Origin of the sequence: Paenarthrobacter sp. NEAU-H11, from assembly GCF_050573415.1 — a bacterium.
Lineage (GTDB): Bacteria > Actinomycetota > Actinomycetes > Actinomycetales > Micrococcaceae > Arthrobacter.
Genome location: NZ_JBNZGA010000001.1, coordinates 417,458 through 432,896 on the forward strand (window position 1 = coordinate 417,458; position 15,439 = coordinate 432,896).

The following is a 15,439-nucleotide window of genomic DNA, read 5'->3' on the forward strand; positions in this document are numbered from 1 at the left end:
AAGCGCGCCTGGACTTACCGGCCACTGATTTCCTCTTCGATGTCATCAAGGGCTTCCTCGTTTTCGGGAACAGTCTCGGCAATCAGCGAATGGTTGTCGATGCTGTACATCTCCGAGGGCCTGAGACCGCCCGGCGGAGCGTAGACGTGCTTGTCAAAGGCGGGCTCCCGCATGGGGTAGTTCTCGCCCACCAGCCCGTTGGCCTCTGCCGTGAGCAGGATATCGGGGTAGGTGTAGCTGGTGTAGTCGGTCCCAGGGCTGGGCGTCCAGCCCGGCGGCATCGCGGCACCTGAGAGCGCGATGACCTTGCTGTAGGACGCGCCCTCCATTTCGGAGCCCGTCACGTTCCGCAGGCCCCAGCTGTGGCCCATGCCCACCGTCTGGGCGTCGCGTGGCAGCTCCAGGTCCACCGCCTCCTGGAAGGCAGCGAGGACCGGTGCCGATGCAGCCACGAATTCATCGCTTTTGGCCTCCACCAGGAAGGCCTCCACGAGGTCGCCGTCGGGGAACTCGGATCCCTTGTAGACAAATGCCGCCGTGCTCCCGGAGGTATCGGCCTGGACCAGGCGGTTGGGCACAGCCTGTGGGCCGCCGTCGTAAAAGGACGCCTCGTTGGTGGTGGTTCCGGGAACGTAGGTGATCACCGTCGTCGTGGCAGCGTTGTATTCACCCAGCAGCTCCACGATCGAACTTTGGCCGGGATCGTAGGCTGCCAGGTGGATCTTGCCTTCCACGACATTTTGAAGGTACGCGATGCCATCTTGACGCTTGCGCCAGGCCTCATGTTCGGCAGCGAAGCGTGCGGGATAGCCCGAGTCGAGGATCCAGGGATTCAGCCTGGGCTCAGGATCGTTGTTTTGCAGCCAGTCGATCCGTAACCGGGCGTTGAGCCGGTTGGCCTCGATCCGCGCGTCGAAAGGGATCCCGTTGGTGTTTCCCGCCTCGTGGGGGTGGTTGCGGATGAACGCCTGCTGCTGGTGGCCGGCCAGCCCGAACCACCAGGTCCTTATCTCCGCCGGGGATCTGCCGTGAAGGTCCTCGGGCCGGGGCTCCGGGGACCGCTCGAGGCCAGGCAGGGACAGCATCGCTGAAGCACCGCCTGCAGCACTTGCCCGCTGCTGTTCATCCGCCTGCCGCATCAGGTCCTTAGCTGCCTGCTGCAGGAGTATGGCGGCTGCCCCAAGCGAGCGGCTGTGGACGGTTTTCCAGGCCTGGCGGAATATCTCAGCGTCCGGACCGGGCCAGGGCGTGCCAGCCACCCGGCCGTTCAGAGCCAGCCGTTGCATCTCCAGCATCCGGCCCGCGCTGCTCATGGTTGTTGCGAGCTGCTGCAACTGCGCGACGTCAGCTCCGTAGAATCCGCCGTTCAAACCGTCCCCCAATTGCCGGATGTTGATCCATCGAATGTACTTGACGGCGCAAAAAGAAGGGATGGGCAGCACTGCCCATCCCTTCCTGGTGTTTAGCGGGAGCCGTAGTTCGGCGCCTCGACGGTCATCTGGATATCGTGCGGGTGCGATTCCTTCAGGCCGGCCGGGGTGATCCGGACGAACTTGCCGCGGGCCTTCAGTTCGGCAACGGTGGGCGCACCGGTGTAGAACATGGTCTGGCGGAGGCCGCCCACCAGCTGGTAGGCCACGGAGGACAACGGACCGCGGTAGGCAACCCGGCCTTCGATGCCCTCGGGGATGAGCTTGTCATCACCGGAGACGTCCGCCTGGAAGTAGCGGTCCTTGGAGTAGGACGTGTTCTTGCCGCGGGACTGCATGGCGCCCAGCGAGCCCATACCGCGGTAGGACTTGAACTGCTTGCCGTTGACGAAGATCAGTTCACCCGGGGACTCGTCGCAGCCCGCAAGCAGGGAGCCGAGCATGACGGTGTCGGCTCCGGCAACCAGCGCCTTGCCGATGTCGCCCGAGTACTGCAGGCCGCCGTCGGCAATCAGCGGAACGCCGGCCGGGATGGCGGCCTTGGCGGACTCGTAGATGGCGGTGATCTGCGGGACGCCAACACCGGCCACCACGCGGGTGGTGCAGATGGAGCCCGGCCCCACGCCCACCTTGATGCCGTCGGCACCGGCGTCGATCAGCGCCTGGGCGCCTTCGCGGGTGGCGGCCTGGCCGCCGATGATGTCCACGTGCGCGGCAACGGGATCGGATTTGAGCCTGCGGATCATGTCCAGCACGCCCTGGGAGTGGCCGTTGGCGGTATCGACGAACAGGGCGTCGACGCCGGCGTCCACGAGTGCCATGGCGCGCTCCCAGCCGTCCCCGAAGAAGCCGATGGCGGCGCCCACGCGGAGCCGGCCTTCGTCGTCCTTGGTGGCCAGCGGGTACTGCTCCGCCTTGGTGAAGTCCTTGGTGGTGATGAGGCCTTTGAGCCGGCCCTGGTCGTCAACCAGGGGCAGCTTCTCGATCTTGTTGGTGGCCAGCTTGTGCGAGGCTTCCTCGCGGCTGATTCCCACGTGTCCGGTGACCAGCGGCATCTTGGTCATGACGTCGCTGACCAGCCGGAGCGGAAAGTCGGCCTCGGGAACAAAGCGGGTGTCGCGGTTGGTGACAATGCCCAGCAGGCGGTTGTCCTCATCCACCACGGGAAGGCCTGAGACCCGGTACTGGGCGCAGAGGTTGTCAAGCTCGCGCAGGGTTGCCTCGGGCCGGATGGTGAGCGGGTTGGTGATCATGCCGGATTCGCTGCGCTTGACCCGGTCCACCTGGTCCGCCTGGTCCGCGATGGAAAGGTTCCGGTGCACCACGCCCAGGCCGCCCTGCCGCGCCATGGCGATGGCCATGCGGGATTCGGTGACGGTGTCCATGGCCGCGGAAAGCAACGGCGTCTGCACAGTGATCCGCTTGGAGATCCGGGAGGACGTGTCGGCCTCGGACGGGATGACCTCGGTGTGGCCCGGCAGGAGCAGGACGTCATCGTAGGTCAGGCCTATGAAGCCGAAGGGGTTGTGTTCGGGCTCGGTCATGAGTGCGCCTCTTACCTTGGTTGCTGGACGGGTAGGGGTTGCAGCCGATGACCAGCCCGTCATTACGGGACTGGCCTGTGCAGGAGATGTTGCCGGGCAGCCGCGGGGGCGGCGCCCTGCGGGCCGGAAAGTATTGAGTAAATATTAGAACCTCCGCGCCGATCCCCCTATTCCACGCGTGCAATGTGAGCAACTGCACGTCCCGGCCGGCCGCTGAGCAGCCCCGGCCCTCAGCTCCAGCCCGTGGCTGCCAGCAACCGCCCCTCAAACATGGGGATCATGCTTTCCACATACGTCCGGGTGAGGTGGTTGTCGTCCTTGTACACATAGACGTTCCCCACCACGCCGGGGCAGATCCCCCGGGCACAGATGAAGTCGCTCAGATCCATCAGGTGCAGCCGCTCCAGTTTGCCCCGGTAGCCGTCCAGCGGCGACGGGTCCGCCAGGGACTCCGCCAGGGGCACACTGCATTCCGCGGCGTCCGCGCCGTTCCGCTGCACGCACTCGGGCATGTTGAAGGTGAAACGAGGGTTGTCCCTGATCCCGATCACATCGATTCCCTCGGCCGCGAACGGGCGGACTCCCTCAAGGTATCCCGGGACCCCAGTCTCGTAGGGCGCCTCCTCGTGCGTCAGCGAGGCCACCGTGAACACGGCGTCGGGCCGATGCTCCAGGACGTAGGCAGCGCTGGCCCGGTTGTGGGCGTTGCACTCGGCGCTCCTTTCGGCCGATTCCGCCCCGAAGCGGCAGGCCGGCATCAGCAGCGTCACCAGTTCCCAGCCCCGGCTGGCCGCGACCGGCGCCAGCGCGCCGAGGTACTGCTGGGAGTGGGAGTCGCCCAGGACCACAATGCGCCTGGCCGCCTCCCCTTCCGGAAGCTCCTGCCGGCAGCCCTCAAGGATGGGGTCGCTGGTGGCGTTGGCCCCGGTGCAGGGAGCATGGATCCCGGCCCAGTCGTTGTCCAGCGCGGCAGGCCCGGGAATGATCTTGGCATCCGGGGCCGGCACCGGGGCGTTTTCCAGGTTCAGTGCCGCGGCACCGGGCGTGAGCTCCCGGGGCTGCGCCGCCGTCGCGCTTTCCTCGGCGGTGAGCGTGGTCTGCCACACTGCGACGGGCCCCGCCAGGACGGCACCGCAGGCGGCAATGACGACGGCGGTGCGCCGGGCCCGCAGCTGGGGCCAGCGCCAGTCGCGGAGCGGCTTTTCCACAAAACGCGTGGTGAGGACGGCGAGCACGATGGAGGCGCCGACGATCCCCAGGCCCTGGACGAGATTGGGCGCCTCCACGCCGGTGGCGGCGAGCGAGAGGACCAGGACGGGCCAGTGCCACAAGTACAGGGCATACGAATTGTCTCCCAGTGCCACCAGCGGCTTGCTGCCGAGGAGCCGGTCCACGCCCCACCGACTGCCGGTCTGCCCGGCCAGGATGATCGCGGCGCCGGCCAGGGTGGGCCAGAGTGCAACGTACCCGGGAAACGAGCGGTCCACGGTCAGGAGCAGGCCACAGGAGACCATGGCAGCCAGCCCTGCCCAGCCCAGCACCACGCGGAGGGCCCGTGCCGGCCTCAGCCAGGGCAGGGCAAGCGCCAGGAGGGAGCCCAGCGCGAACTCCCAGAGCCGGGTCCTGGTGTCGAAATAGGCGTAGGCCTGGTTGGTGGCTGTCTGCTCCACGGAGTATGCCAGCGATGCCGCGAACACCGTGCCGAAGGCCAGCCCCAACAACCCGCGGTAGTTGACCCCGGCCAGTGCCGGGACGCGGTGCAGCAACGCCAGCAGCGCCGCGGTGCCGGTGAAGATCAGTGGCCACAGGATGAACACCTGGCCCTGGATGGACAGCGACCAGAAATGCTGAAGCGGGCTGGCGCCTGCGTGGTCCTGCGCGTAGTAGTCCACCGCCGTGTCCGCGAGCAGCCAGTTCTGGCCGTAAAGCAGCGAGGCCCAGGCCTGTTCCAGGACCTGCGGCCAACGGCTCTGCGGGAGGATCAGCCAGGTGCCGGCGAGGACGCCGAGGATTACCACGACGGCGGCCGGCAGCAGCCGCTTGAACAGGTGCAGCCAGTGGGCCAGGAGTCCAAACGGGCGCCCAGCTTCGGCTTTCCGGACAAAGGAGAGTGTCAGCAGGAAGGCGGAGACCAACAGGAAGATGTCCACTCCGCCCGATACCCGGCCAAGCCACACATGGTAGGCGACGACCATCAGGACGGCGAGCGCCCGGAGCCCTTGGACTTCGGGACGGAAGGTCGGTTTCCGCTGGCCGGACCGGGCCTGGCGTCCACGGCGTGGTTCAACCAAGGTCCCCGCACTCGACATGAAAACCCCTCCAGACCCGCCAGCCAAAACATCAAGCCTACGGATCGGCGTCGGCCAAGGCCAATAAACGGCAGCGCCCCAGCCCACGAACTATGCTTGCCACAACCAGGGAGGGGAGCCGACGTGATTGTCCAGCTGCGGATCTGTGTGCCGGAAGAGTTGTCGGCAGTGACGCTGAATACTTGTCAGGACCACCCCGGAACGGCCGAGGCAGCCTTTTTTCCAGGCGCATCCGTGGCGCCCCCGGGCGATGTCATCGAACTCCAGGTTGCCCGGGAATCGGTCGAGGGGCTGCTTGAGAAACTTGATGTCCTCAAGGCGCAAGAGATGGGATCGATCGTCATTTCGATGCCGGAGCTCGTACTGTCGCGGCGCGCAGACAGTGCCGAGTCAGCTGCCCCTGGATTCGGCGCGGATGCGGTGATCTGGGACGAGGTCTCGCACCAGACCGGCGAGGACTCAAAATTATCGTGGAGCTATCTGGCCTTCCTGGTCCTGGCCACCCAGCTTGCCGCGATCGGCATCGTGACCAATTCCACAATCGCCATCGTGGGGGCGATGGCCGTAGGACCGGAGTTCGGTCCCCTGGCTGCGCTGGCCGTGGCACTGGCGCGGGGCCAGTGGGGGCTCGGGCGGAAGGCCGCCGTCGCGCTTGGCGTCGGTTTTCCGGTGGCGATGCTGCTGGCGGCGCTGACCGCCTGGCTATCCATCCCGCTCGGGCTCTTTCCCGCCGATGCCCTGGACACCGGATCCGCCGTCGAATTCATCTACCATCCAGGACCCTATTCACTGATCGTCGCCATCCTGGCCGGCGCCGCCGGAATGCTGTCCGTCATCAGTCGCCGGTCAGCGGCGCTCATCGGCGTCTTTATCTCGGTCACCACCGTCCCGGCGGCGGGATACGTTGCCGTGGCGCTGGTGTTGGGCGAGTTCCAGAAGGCGGCCGGATCCGCCTTCCAGCTGTTGCTGAACCTCGTCGGCATAGTTGTAGCCGCTGTGGCGATCCTCCTCATCTACCGTGTTGTCTCCAAACGGCTGCCTGAGGCCACAACGCGGCGGCTCAAGTGGGAGCTACGGCGGACTCGCGGTTGAGCGGAGCAGGAATCCTGGCCGCAAGGTACCGCGCGTCGCGGCCGACTCCGGGAAGGGTTGCGGAGGCCGCCGCGTACAGGAATTCCTGCCCCAGGAAGAACAGCCCGGGGGTGTCCAGGGCGATACCGCGGTGCTGGCGCGGCAGCGCGCCGCCGTCGAGCAGGTCCGGATCGATCCAGCTGAAATCGTCCCGGAACCCCGTGCACCAGATCACGTTTGCGGCATCCTGCCGGGTGCCGTCCGCCAGGACCGGCTTCCCGTCCTCCACGCCGGCCACCCGCGGTGCGAGCCGCACGCCGGCCGCCGCCAGGTCCTTGGTCTTGGTCCTGATCAGGGGCGTGGCGTGCGCTTTGAAGACCGGCGCCGCTTTGCGCCCGATGGGCGTGCCAAGCGTGAGCACATGCAGCCCAAGGAAGCGGACAAGGGGCAGAGCGTAGCGGGCAGCGGCCCGGCCGTGTTTCACCGGAAGCTCGCCGCCGGGCTTGCCCGCCACGGTAGTGGGGTGGGTCCGGCATACTTCGAGGGCTATCTCCGCCCCCGAGTTGCCCAGCCCCACCACCAGGACCGGCCCGTCCTGCAGCTGGCCCGGATTCCGGTAGCCGCTGGAGTGGAGTTGGAGTATGGAGGGGGCAAGCTCCGCCGCAAAAGCAGGCACTTTGGGTGCCTGGCTGACCCCGGTAGCCACGACGGCGTTGCGCGCCTCCCAGCGGCGGCCGTTGGACGCTGCGACGAAGTGGTCCGCTTCCCGCCACAGGCGTTCCACCCGGGTGCCGTGGACTATGGGCAGGCCCTTCCCCGCGGCGTAGCTTTCCAGATATCCGGCCACCTCGTCCTTCGTGGGGAAGGACAGCGGATCGGCCGGGAACGGTTCTCCGGGAAGTCCGTCGAACTTCGCGGGCGTGAACAGCCGGAGCGAATCCCACCGCTGGCGCCAGGCGTCGCCGGTGCGCGGATTTGCATCCAGGATGAGGAAGGTCCGTTGCTGCTCCTTGAGGTGGTGGCCCAGGGCGAGTCCCGCCTGGCCGCCGCCGATGATCATTGTGTCCAGCATGCCGGTCACGTTGCTGCTGTTCATGGCTGTGCTCCTGTTGTGCTGATGGGAATGCCTGATTCTGAGCCTTCCTGTCCTGACGCGTGGGCGCCTCCCTCAGTGCGGCCTGCGCCGCCGTAGCGCAGCCACCACACCAGCATCAGGCCGGAAGCCGCGACGTAGGCGAGATGGAGGGCCCAGATGGGCCCGGCCGGGAGGTTGAACACGTACACGGAATGGACCGCATTGGCCACATTTGTCAGCAGCAGGTTTCCCAGGCTGTAGGAGGACAGGTTCTTGGTCCGTGCCGCCTTGACCAGCATCGGCAGCATACCGAGGGCGAAGAGCACCGTGGAAAGGGTGCCGGCAAGGACTGAAAGGTTCATGCTTGAAGGCTATGGGCCGCGAACGGGCGGGCGCGTCGGGCAAAACATGCAACTGGGCCGCAGGACCTGCTGGGTAATTTTGTGTACCCCCTAGCCGGTGAGCCCGTGCTCGAAGGCGTACCTGGTGGCCGCTGCCCGCGAAGACAGTCCGAGCTTCAGGAAGATGTTGCTGATGTGCCGGGCCACGGTTTTCTCGCTGAGGAACAGGTGCGCCGCGATGGCGCGGTTACCCTCCCCGGACGCCACGAGCCGCAGCACCTCGACCTCCCGCTCGGTCAAGGGGCCTTGGTGCCGGCCGGCGTCGTCCGTGCCTGCCTGCATGAGGGAGGCCGCCCACGCGGCGGCCGGAGCGGCGCCAAGTTCGAGGAATTCAGCATGGGCGGACTCAAAATCCATCAGCGCAGAGGCTTCATCGCCCAACGCCCGGCAGGCAATTCCGATCAGCACACGGCACTGGGCAGCCTCGTACGGCACGCCAAGTCCAGCCCACAGGTGCCAGGCCTGTCTCAAAGACACGCACGCCGCGGCAGGATTACCTTCCGCCAGCCGGACCGCCCCATCAGCCTGGCTGGCTGCCGCCCGGACCATTGGTTTGGGGTACTCCCGGGCGAAGAACTCCAGCTCTGCGGCAGCCCGGGCCGCTGCTTCCACATCGGCTGCTGCCAACTCGATCTCCACCAGTGCCGGCAGCAGGTGCCGGCGGGTGGCCTCATCAGCTTCGCCGGCGGTCCGGCGGATCATCGACTGCGCCTGCCGAGGGTCACCCCGTGCCAGCCAAAGGAGGGCAAGGCCAGGTTGGGGCTCGTAGCCGCTCCGGGCCGCCTGGCGGTAGGAAGCGTCCGCTGCGTCAAGGTCGCCGGCGAGGCGCTGCACCTCGCCCTGCTGGTAGTAGCCGCCGAACAGCGCCTGGGGATCACCGTGGATGGCCCGCTTCCGGGCGACCGCCGCTGCCTCCAGGGCTTCATGCCAGGCGCCGTGGAGCCGGAAGAGTTCGGCCCGGTGGGACTGGCACTGGCCGCTGAACGGCACCATATCCGGGCGGGCAGCACACCAGCGGTCGAGGGCCGCTGTCCACTCCAGCGCCCTCTTCAGGTCGAAGGCCAGGTGGCAATTGCCGATGACCGCGCAGTAGATGATGCCGGAAGGGATCGGGGACAGCTCACCTGTTGTCACAGCGACCATGGCCTCATCGAACAAGCTGATCGCCTCGTCCGCCCGGCCCAGCATAAGGGTGGCCTGGCCGGTGCCAAGGAGGCCAAGTGCAGACAGGTCCTTATCCTGGAACCTCCGGCCGACCTCGGCAGCCTGGGAGAAGAGCTGGAGTGCGGCTGCGGGCTCCCCGCCATATAGTTTGCCCAGGGCTGCGGGGACCAGCAGGAACCCCTCGACGACGTTGGGCTCGGTCAGCTCATCGAGGAGCCGCTGGCCGCGGGCGAACCATCCCCCGGCCTGCGCCGCCTCGCCGAGGTTCATGAACTGGATCCCGAGCCAGCCTGCGCACCGGGCGGCCCCTGCCACATCGCCGATTTCCAGGTACTCTTCGTGGGCCCGGGTGAGTGTGTCCAGGCCCGTTGTGGTGTTTCCGGTCAGGATCTCGGCGGTGGCCAGCCGTTCAAGGTCGGCGGCGGGAAGCCCGCCACGCTGGTTCGCGTCCGTGTAGCTCCTGAGGGAATCGGTCCAGCGATTCTCCCGGAAGGCTGACCTGCCCTCGTCAATGGCCGTTTCAGTTGACACTCGGACCTCCTTGGGCACCTGCCCGCCCCGCCGGCCTCGCCGCCCCGGGCGCCGGACGCCCGGGACCTAAGCGTCACGCTACGCCCGGTACACACCGGGCACAAGCGGCTGGAAGAGGCGGGTCCGGCTACGGCCGCAGCAGCCCCCGCAGGGTCTGGATGGTGTCCGCTTCCGCGGCCGGCTTGTCGTCCCGGTAGCGTTTTACGCGCGCGAACCTCAGCGCGATACCGCCTGGATAGCGGGACGACTGCTGTACACCGTCGATGGCAATCTCGACCACCGTGACCGGCTCTACCCAGACGGTGCCCGCCGTGCGCCGCACCTCGAGTTCCTGGAACCGCCCGGTCTGCCAGCGCAGCAGCTCATCAGTGAGGCCTTTGAAGGTCTTGCCCACCATGACGAAGCCGCCGGGATCACCAAACTCACCCGTGGGGTCCAAGGCGCCAAGGTGCAGGTTGGACAGCAGCCCGGTGCGCCGGCCCGAGCCCCATTCGCAGGCGAGCACCACCAGGTCGTAAGTGAGCACCGGCTTCACCTTGATCCAGTTGGAGCCCCGGCGGCCGGCCGCGTAAGGGGACCCCACGGCCTTCACCACCACGCCCTCATGGCCGGCGGCGAGTGCATCGCGCGACACCCTTTCGGCAGCGGCCGGGTCCGCCGTGATCTCCCCGGGGATCCTGTGCCCGGGCACGATGCTTTCAAGCACGCCGATGCGGGTGGACAAGGGTTCGTCCAGCAGGTCCCGCCCGTCAAGGTGCAGCACGTCGAAGAACCACGGATGCAGCAGGGTCTCGCGTGCAGCGTCCGCCCCGAACCGGGACATGGTTTCCTGGAACGGCCGGGGGCCGCCGTCCTCGTCCAGGGCGAGGGTCTCGCCGTCGAGGATCACGTCCCGCACCCCAAGTCCGCGCACCACCTCCACCACCTCAGGCAGCCTGTGGGTCACTTCCGCCAAGGTGCGTGTGTAGATGCGCACGTCGTCGCCGGTGCGGTGCACCTGGATGCGTGCGCCGTCGAGCTTGTATTCCACGGACGCCTCCCCGGTGACCTCCAGCGCCGCGCCGACGCTGGCCGCGGTTGAGGCGAGCATGGGCTGCACGGGGCGTCCCACGACGAGTCCGACGGCGTCAAGCTCGGCAGGCGTTCCCGTGAGCGCCAGGACGGCGGTGTCGCCCAGGTCGCCGGAGAGCATGGCCGCCCGGCGCACGGCCTCGACCGGCCGGCCGGAGGCACGGGCAACCGCATCCGCCAGGACGCCTTCGAGCGCACCGGTCCGCAGTTCTCCCAGCAGCACGCCGGCGATGAATGCCTGCTCGCGTTCAGTGGCTGCCGCTGTGAGCGTCCTGAGGGTCGCAGCACGTTCTGCTGCCGATCCCGCGCCTGCTGTTGCGAGCAGCCGGTCCAACGCCGCATCGAGGTCTGCGACAGTAAGGCTGGGCTCGGCGGCCGGCTCCCCCATGGCCGCTGACATGCCGCGCCAGCCAATCCCTACCCGGCCCTGGCGCGGCCTGGCAGCCAGCAGGCCCACCGCCGTCGCGATCTCCGCGGGCTCGAGGCGGCGCAGCAGGTGGGCCAGTGCGTCCACTTTCGCCAGCCGGGACCGGGTGGACGCGACGGCATCCGAAGTTCTCACGAGCTCGTCGAGCAGCATTGCCCCAGTCTGCCACGGCTGTTGTGCCGCGGGCGGCGGATGCTGGACAGGGCCGGAACTCCGTCCCAAAATGGGCTGGTGGGGATCATTATCGCCAACCTGTTCATCACCCTCGACGGCGTCTACCAGGCGCCCGGCGGCCGCGAGGAGGACACTGCGGGCGGCTTCGCCTTCGGCGGCTGGCAGGCGCCGGTGTCCGACGACGAGGCTGAAGCGGCTATTGAGGCTGAGATCAGCCAGATCGACGCCCTGCTTCTCGGCCGGAAAACCTACGACATTTTCGCTTCGTACTGGCCCCGCCAGTCCGGTGATATCGGGGGCACGCTCAACCGGGTGCCGAAGTACGTTGTCTCCGGCACCCTCACCTCTCCGGGCTGGGCGGGCACAAAAGTCCTGCCGGATGCCACGGCCGCGGGCCGGCTGCGGGAGGAATACGACCAGGTGCACATGTTCGGCAGCGGCGTCCTCATCCGTTCGCTGCTCGCGGCAAACGTACTGGACCGCCTCCACCTCTGGCTCTATCCGATAACCCTCGGGCAGGGCAAGCGCCTGTTCGACGCCGGGACCATCCCTGCGTCCTTCCGCCTCGCGGAGCCGGCACGCAGTTTCCCGAAGGGGGCGGTGTCGCTGGCCTACGAGCGCACCGGCGACGTGGAAACGCAGGACATGCCGGGAGCGTAGAGCGGATGCCCTGAACGGACGGCCCCGGGGCAACAAAAAACCGGCCCAGCGGAGGCTGGACCGGTTTTTTGCGTTACACGGTTGCCCGTGCGCAGCTACTTGCTAGTGGCTGTGTCCCGCGTGCTCGTCTTCCTCGGCAGGCTTCTCGACAACCAGGGTCTCGGTGGTGAGAACCAGGGCAGCGATGGAAGCCGCGTTGCGGAGGGCCGCGCGGGTGACCTTGACGGGGTCGATGACACCGGCAGCGATCAGGTCCTCGTACTCGCCCGACTTGGCGTTGAAGCCGTTGTTGGTTTCGAGCTCGGCAACCTTGGCGGTGATGACGTAGCCGTCGAAACCGGCGTTCTGGGCAATCCAGCGCAGCGGCTGGACCAGCGCGCGGCGGACAATGCCCACGGCAGCGGCGGCGTCGCCTTCGAGTGCCTTGACGGCCGGGTCCTCATCCAGTGCCTTCAAGGCGTGGATCAGGGCCGAGCCACCGCCGGCCACGATGCCCTCTTCCAGGGCAGCTCGGGTGGAGGAAACAGCATCCTCGATGCGGTGCTTCTTCTCCTTGAGCTCAACCTCGGTGGCTGCGCCAACCTTGATGACACCGATGCCGCCGGCCAGCTTGGCCAGGCGTTCCTGGAGCTTTTCACGGTCCCAGTCGGAATCGGTGCGGGTCAGCTCGGCGCGGAGCTGGGCCACGCGCGCTGCCACGTCTTCGGCCGAGCCTGCGCCGTCAACGATGGTGGTGTTGTCCTTGGTGACGGTGATGCGGCGGGCGGTGCCCAGCACCTCAAGGCCGACGGTGTCCAGGCTGAGGCCCAGTTCCGGGGACACAACCTGCGCACCGGTGAGGGTGGCGATGTCCTGCAGCATGGCCTTGCGGCGGTCACCGAAGCCGGGAGCCTTGACGGCGACGACGTTCAGGGTGCCGCGGATGCGGTTGACGATCAGCGTGGACAGTGCCTCGCCCTCAACGTCTTCGGCAATGATGAACAGCGGCTTGGAAGCCTGCAGCGCCTTTTCCAGCAGCGGCAGGAATTCCTGGATGCTGGAGATCTTGCCCTGGTTGATCAGGATGAGGGCGTCCTCGAGGACTGCTTCCTGGCGTTCCGCGTCCGTGACGAAGTACGGGGACAGGTAGCCCTTGTCGAACTGCATGCCCTCGGTCAGGACCAGTTCGGTCTGCGTGGTGGAGGACTCCTCGATGGTGATCACACCATCCTTGCCCACCTTGCCGAATGCCTCGGCGAGGAGCTCGCCGATCTCGTCGCTCTGGGCGGAGATGGCTGCAACGTTGGCCACCTGGGTGCCTTCAACGGGGCGGGCGTTCTCCAGCAGGCGGGCGGCGACGGCCTCAACGGCAACCTCGATGCCCCGCTTGATCTGGCCGGGAGCTGCGCCTGCAGCCACGTTGCGCAGGCCTTCCTTGACCAGGGCCTGCGCCAGGACGGTTGCCGTGGTGGTGCCGTCACCGGCAACATCGTTGGTCTTGGTTGCGACTTCCTTGGCCAGCTGCGCGCCAAGGTTCTCGTAGGGGTCGTCCAGTTCCACTTCGCGGGCGATGGTGACGCCGTCGTTCGTGATGGTGGGAGCGCCCCACTTCTTGTCCAGGACGACGTTGCGGCCGCGGGGGCCGAGCGTCACCTTGACGGTGTTGGCGAGCTTATCGATGCCGGCTTCAAGAGACCGGCGGGCAGCGTCGTTAAACGCAAGCTGCTTTGCCATGGTTTTGTCCTTTCAAGACAGAACCCCGCGCAGCCGACCAGCAGAATGCATGACCAGCGGCACGGGGATCCGGAGAGTTACTTTACGACGATCGCCAGGACGTCGCGGGCGGACAGCACGAGGTACTCGGTGCCGCCGGTCTTGACTTCGGTTCCGCCGTACTTGGAGTAGATAACGACGTCGCCAACGGCTACGTCGACAGGAACGCGGTTGCCGTCCTCAAAGCGGCCGGGGCCTACTGCAACAACTTCGCCTTCCTGCGGCTTCTCCTGTGCGGAGTCCGGGATGACCAGGCCGGAAGCCGTGGTCTGCTCGGCTTCGAGCGGGCGGACAACAATACGATCCTCAAGAGGCTTAATAGAGACCGACACTCGGACCTCTCCTTCTTCGTCAGCAAATTCGTGGACTGGAAAGCTTTCCGCCCTGGCTGGCAAACCGTCGTCGCGGTGCCGGCAGCAGCCAGGCTGGCAGCTCTTCATGTGTTAGCACCCTCCTAGGGAGAGTGCTAATGATGACTCTATGTAAGGCTTAGCACTCGGTCAAGGCGAGTGCCAGCGTTTCGTCATGGGCGGACACCAATCCATGTACATTTGACCGGTGCGAGCAGCCCTGTACCTGACCCTTGCCACCCTCTTCTGGGCGGGTAACTTCGTTGTAGGCCAGGCCGCCATGGAAACCATGCAGCCGCTCCAGCTGACCTTCTGGCGCTGGGCCCTGGCTGCCGTGCCGCTGCTGGCCCTGGCACAGGCGGTGGACCGGCCGGACTGGCGGGCTGTCCTGCGCCGCTGGCCGATGCTCCTGCTCCTGAGCTGCCTTGGGATGAGCGCCTATACCCTGCTGCTCTACAGTGCGCTGGGGCACACCTCAGCCCTGAACGCCTCCCTGGTAACGGCTGCGAACCCGGCCCTGATCATGGTCCTGGCCGCCATCCTGCTTCGGGACAGGCCGGGTCCCCTGAGCTGGGTGGGCGTTGCCCTGGGCCTGGCAGGCGTCCTGCTGGTCCTCACCGGAGGCAACCTGCAGCGGCTGCTGACTTTCTCGATCGATGCCGGCGAATTGCTGATCGTGGCCGCCATCACCGTCTGGGGCTTCTATACGATCATCGCCCGCAGGCTCTCCGTCCCGGCGATTACGTCCACCGCGGTGCAGGTGGCCATGGCGGCGATTGTCCTGGTTCCCTTTGCGGTGGCCACCGGGGCAGGGCTGCCGGCCACCGCCTCGGAGGGCTGGTCGCTGGCCTACATTGCCCTGTTCCCCTCCTTGGGTTCCTACCTGCTCTGGAACCTTGCACTCAAGCGCACCACCGCTGCCAATGCGGGCAACTACCTGAACCTCATTGCCGTCTTCACCGCGATCATCACGGTGGCCCTGGGCCAGCCCATCACGGTCCCGCAGGTCCTGGGCGGCGTCCTGGTCATTTCCGGGGTCCTGCTCACCAGCGCGGGCGGCAGGCCACCTCAGCGGCCCAGGTCGTCGAAGTCGACGTCCTCTCCGCCGTCGGCCCCGCCTGCGGAGTTCCGCCCCCGGTAGAGGAGGAAGGCAGAGACCAGGGCGGTCAACAGCGACGCGGCAAGGAAGACGACGCTGCCGGCCCGGGCTCCGTCGTACAGCCCCCGGATGTCCCGGGCCTCCTGGGTGTCGTCCTTGATGTCGTTGCCGCCCACCGAATAGACGGTGGCGTTGAAGGTGTCCAGGAAGAAGATGATCACCAGGAGCGCCAGGCACACCACCGCCACCACGGAACCTGCGATCAGTGCCGGCCGGGCGAACCTCGCCGGGCCGCCGTCCCCGGGTTGGTGCTGACGGGGCTGCTGCGGACCTGCACTCTGGTTCATGGCTTCAACACTATCGGCATAGCGGCGGCCCGCT

At 67.1% G+C, this 15,439-nt stretch carries 13 protein-coding genes; 3 read left to right on the plus strand and 10 right to left on the minus strand.

Annotated elements, in window-relative coordinates; all coding sequences use genetic code 11:
* Positions 1-14: 14 nt before the first annotated feature.
* The 3 genes from ACQ3DC_RS01915 to ACQ3DC_RS01925 form a co-directional block, all read right to left on the minus strand.
* Entirely contained in the window at positions 15-1,442 is a 1,428-nt protein-coding gene (locus tag ACQ3DC_RS01915) for a hypothetical protein (protein WP_430751404.1), read from the minus strand.
* Positions 1,443-1,462: 20 nt separating this feature from the next.
* The gene (guaB, locus tag ACQ3DC_RS01920) at positions 1,463-2,974 is read right to left on the minus strand and encodes an IMP dehydrogenase (RefSeq protein WP_430751405.1); all 1,512 of its coding nucleotides are present in this window, start codon (positions 2,972-2,974) and stop codon (positions 1,463-1,465) included.
* 230 nt (positions 2,975-3,204) lie between these two features.
* Entirely contained in the window at positions 3,205-5,283 is a 2,079-nt protein-coding gene (locus ACQ3DC_RS01925; protein WP_430751406.1) for an acyltransferase family protein, read from the minus strand.
* 123 nt (positions 5,284-5,406) lie between these two features.
* On the opposite strand from ACQ3DC_RS01925, the gene ACQ3DC_RS01930 reads away from it, so the two are divergent.
* Positions 5,407-6,375, plus strand: coding sequence for a DUF389 domain-containing protein (locus ACQ3DC_RS01930; RefSeq protein WP_323056644.1), 969 nt, complete (start codon positions 5,407-5,409; stop codon positions 6,373-6,375).
* Here ACQ3DC_RS01930 and ACQ3DC_RS01935 read toward each other — a convergent pair.
* The 4 genes from ACQ3DC_RS01935 to ACQ3DC_RS01950 all read right to left on the minus strand — a co-directional run bounded on the left by ACQ3DC_RS01935 (position 6,344) and on the right by ACQ3DC_RS01950 (position 11,176).
* Positions 6,344-7,450 carry a flavin-containing monooxygenase gene (locus tag ACQ3DC_RS01935; RefSeq protein WP_421092956.1) on the minus strand — a complete coding sequence of 369 codons (1,107 nt, stop codon included), beginning with the start codon at positions 7,448-7,450 and terminating at the stop codon, positions 6,344-6,346. The two genes, ACQ3DC_RS01930 and ACQ3DC_RS01935, sit on opposite strands and share 32 nt — an antisense overlap.
* The gene (locus tag ACQ3DC_RS01940) at positions 7,447-7,791 is read right to left on the minus strand and encodes a hypothetical protein (protein ID WP_157241652.1); all 345 of its coding nucleotides are present in this window, start codon (positions 7,789-7,791) and stop codon (positions 7,447-7,449) included. Before ACQ3DC_RS01940 ends, ACQ3DC_RS01935 begins: the two co-directional genes overlap by 4 nt.
* Positions 7,792-7,881: 90 nt before the next feature.
* Complete coding sequence (locus ACQ3DC_RS01945) at positions 7,882-9,525, minus strand: LuxR C-terminal-related transcriptional regulator (RefSeq protein ID WP_430751407.1); 1,644 nt, start codon at positions 9,523-9,525, stop codon at positions 7,882-7,884.
* 127 nt (positions 9,526-9,652) lie between these two features.
* The gene (locus tag ACQ3DC_RS01950) at positions 9,653-11,176 is read right to left on the minus strand and encodes an ATP-dependent DNA ligase (RefSeq protein WP_430751408.1); all 1,524 of its coding nucleotides are present in this window, start codon (positions 11,174-11,176) and stop codon (positions 9,653-9,655) included.
* Positions 11,177-11,254: 78 nt separating this feature from the next.
* On the opposite strand from ACQ3DC_RS01950, the gene ACQ3DC_RS01955 reads away from it, so the two are divergent.
* Entirely contained in the window at positions 11,255-11,857 is a 603-nt protein-coding gene (locus ACQ3DC_RS01955; RefSeq protein ID WP_321214032.1) for a dihydrofolate reductase family protein, read from the plus strand.
* Between the two features lie 102 nt (positions 11,858-11,959).
* Here the strand turns inward: ACQ3DC_RS01955 and groL are convergent, their stop codons facing one another.
* Together groL and groES are read right to left on the minus strand one after the other, a co-directional pair.
* Positions 11,960-13,570, minus strand: a complete 1,611-nt coding sequence (gene groL / locus ACQ3DC_RS01960; RefSeq protein ID WP_157241649.1) for a chaperonin GroEL — start codon at positions 13,568-13,570, stop codon at positions 11,960-11,962.
* Positions 13,571-13,647: 77 nt separating this feature from the next.
* Positions 13,648-13,941, minus strand: coding sequence for a co-chaperone GroES (groES, locus tag ACQ3DC_RS01965; RefSeq protein ID WP_003805290.1), 294 nt, complete (start codon positions 13,939-13,941; stop codon positions 13,648-13,650).
* A gap of 226 nt (positions 13,942-14,167) precedes the next feature.
* Here groES and ACQ3DC_RS01970 point away from each other — a divergent pair, with 226 nt between their 5' ends.
* A complete protein-coding gene (locus ACQ3DC_RS01970) occupies positions 14,168-15,100 on the plus strand; it encodes a DMT family transporter (RefSeq protein ID WP_321214033.1) in 933 nt (310 codons plus the stop codon).
* On the opposite strand, the gene ACQ3DC_RS01975 is transcribed toward ACQ3DC_RS01970, so the two are convergent.
* Positions 15,028-15,405 carry a hypothetical protein gene (locus ACQ3DC_RS01975; RefSeq protein WP_157241648.1) on the minus strand — a complete coding sequence of 126 codons (378 nt, stop codon included), beginning with the start codon at positions 15,403-15,405 and terminating at the stop codon, positions 15,028-15,030. The genes ACQ3DC_RS01970 and ACQ3DC_RS01975 overlap by 73 nt on opposite strands.
* Positions 15,406-15,439 lie beyond the last annotated feature (34 nt).

Bases quoted from the DNA above. Each gene is read 5' to 3' on its own strand.
- ACQ3DC_RS01950 (WP_430751408.1), bottom strand. From the start codon at position 11,176: ATGCTGCTCGACGAGCTCGTGAGAACTTCGGATGCCGTCGCGTCCACC.
- ACQ3DC_RS01975 (WP_157241648.1), bottom strand. From the start codon at position 15,405: ATGAACCAGAGTGCAGGTCCGCAGCAGCCCCGTCAGCACCAACCCGGG.
- ACQ3DC_RS01925 (WP_430751406.1), bottom strand. From the start codon at position 5,283: ATGTCGAGTGCGGGGACCTTGGTTGAACCACGCCGTGGACGCCAGGCC.
- guaB (WP_430751405.1), bottom strand. From the start codon at position 2,974: ATGACCGAGCCCGAACACAACCCCTTCGGCTTCATAGGCCTGACCTAC.
- groL (WP_157241649.1), bottom strand. From the start codon at position 13,570: ATGGCAAAGCAGCTTGCGTTTAACGACGCTGCCCGCCGGTCTCTTGAA.
- ACQ3DC_RS01935 (WP_421092956.1), bottom strand. From the start codon at position 7,450: ATGAACAGCAGCAACGTGACCGGCATGCTGGACACAATGATCATCGGC.
- ACQ3DC_RS01940 (WP_157241652.1), bottom strand. From the start codon at position 7,791: ATGAACCTTTCAGTCCTTGCCGGCACCCTTTCCACGGTGCTCTTCGCC.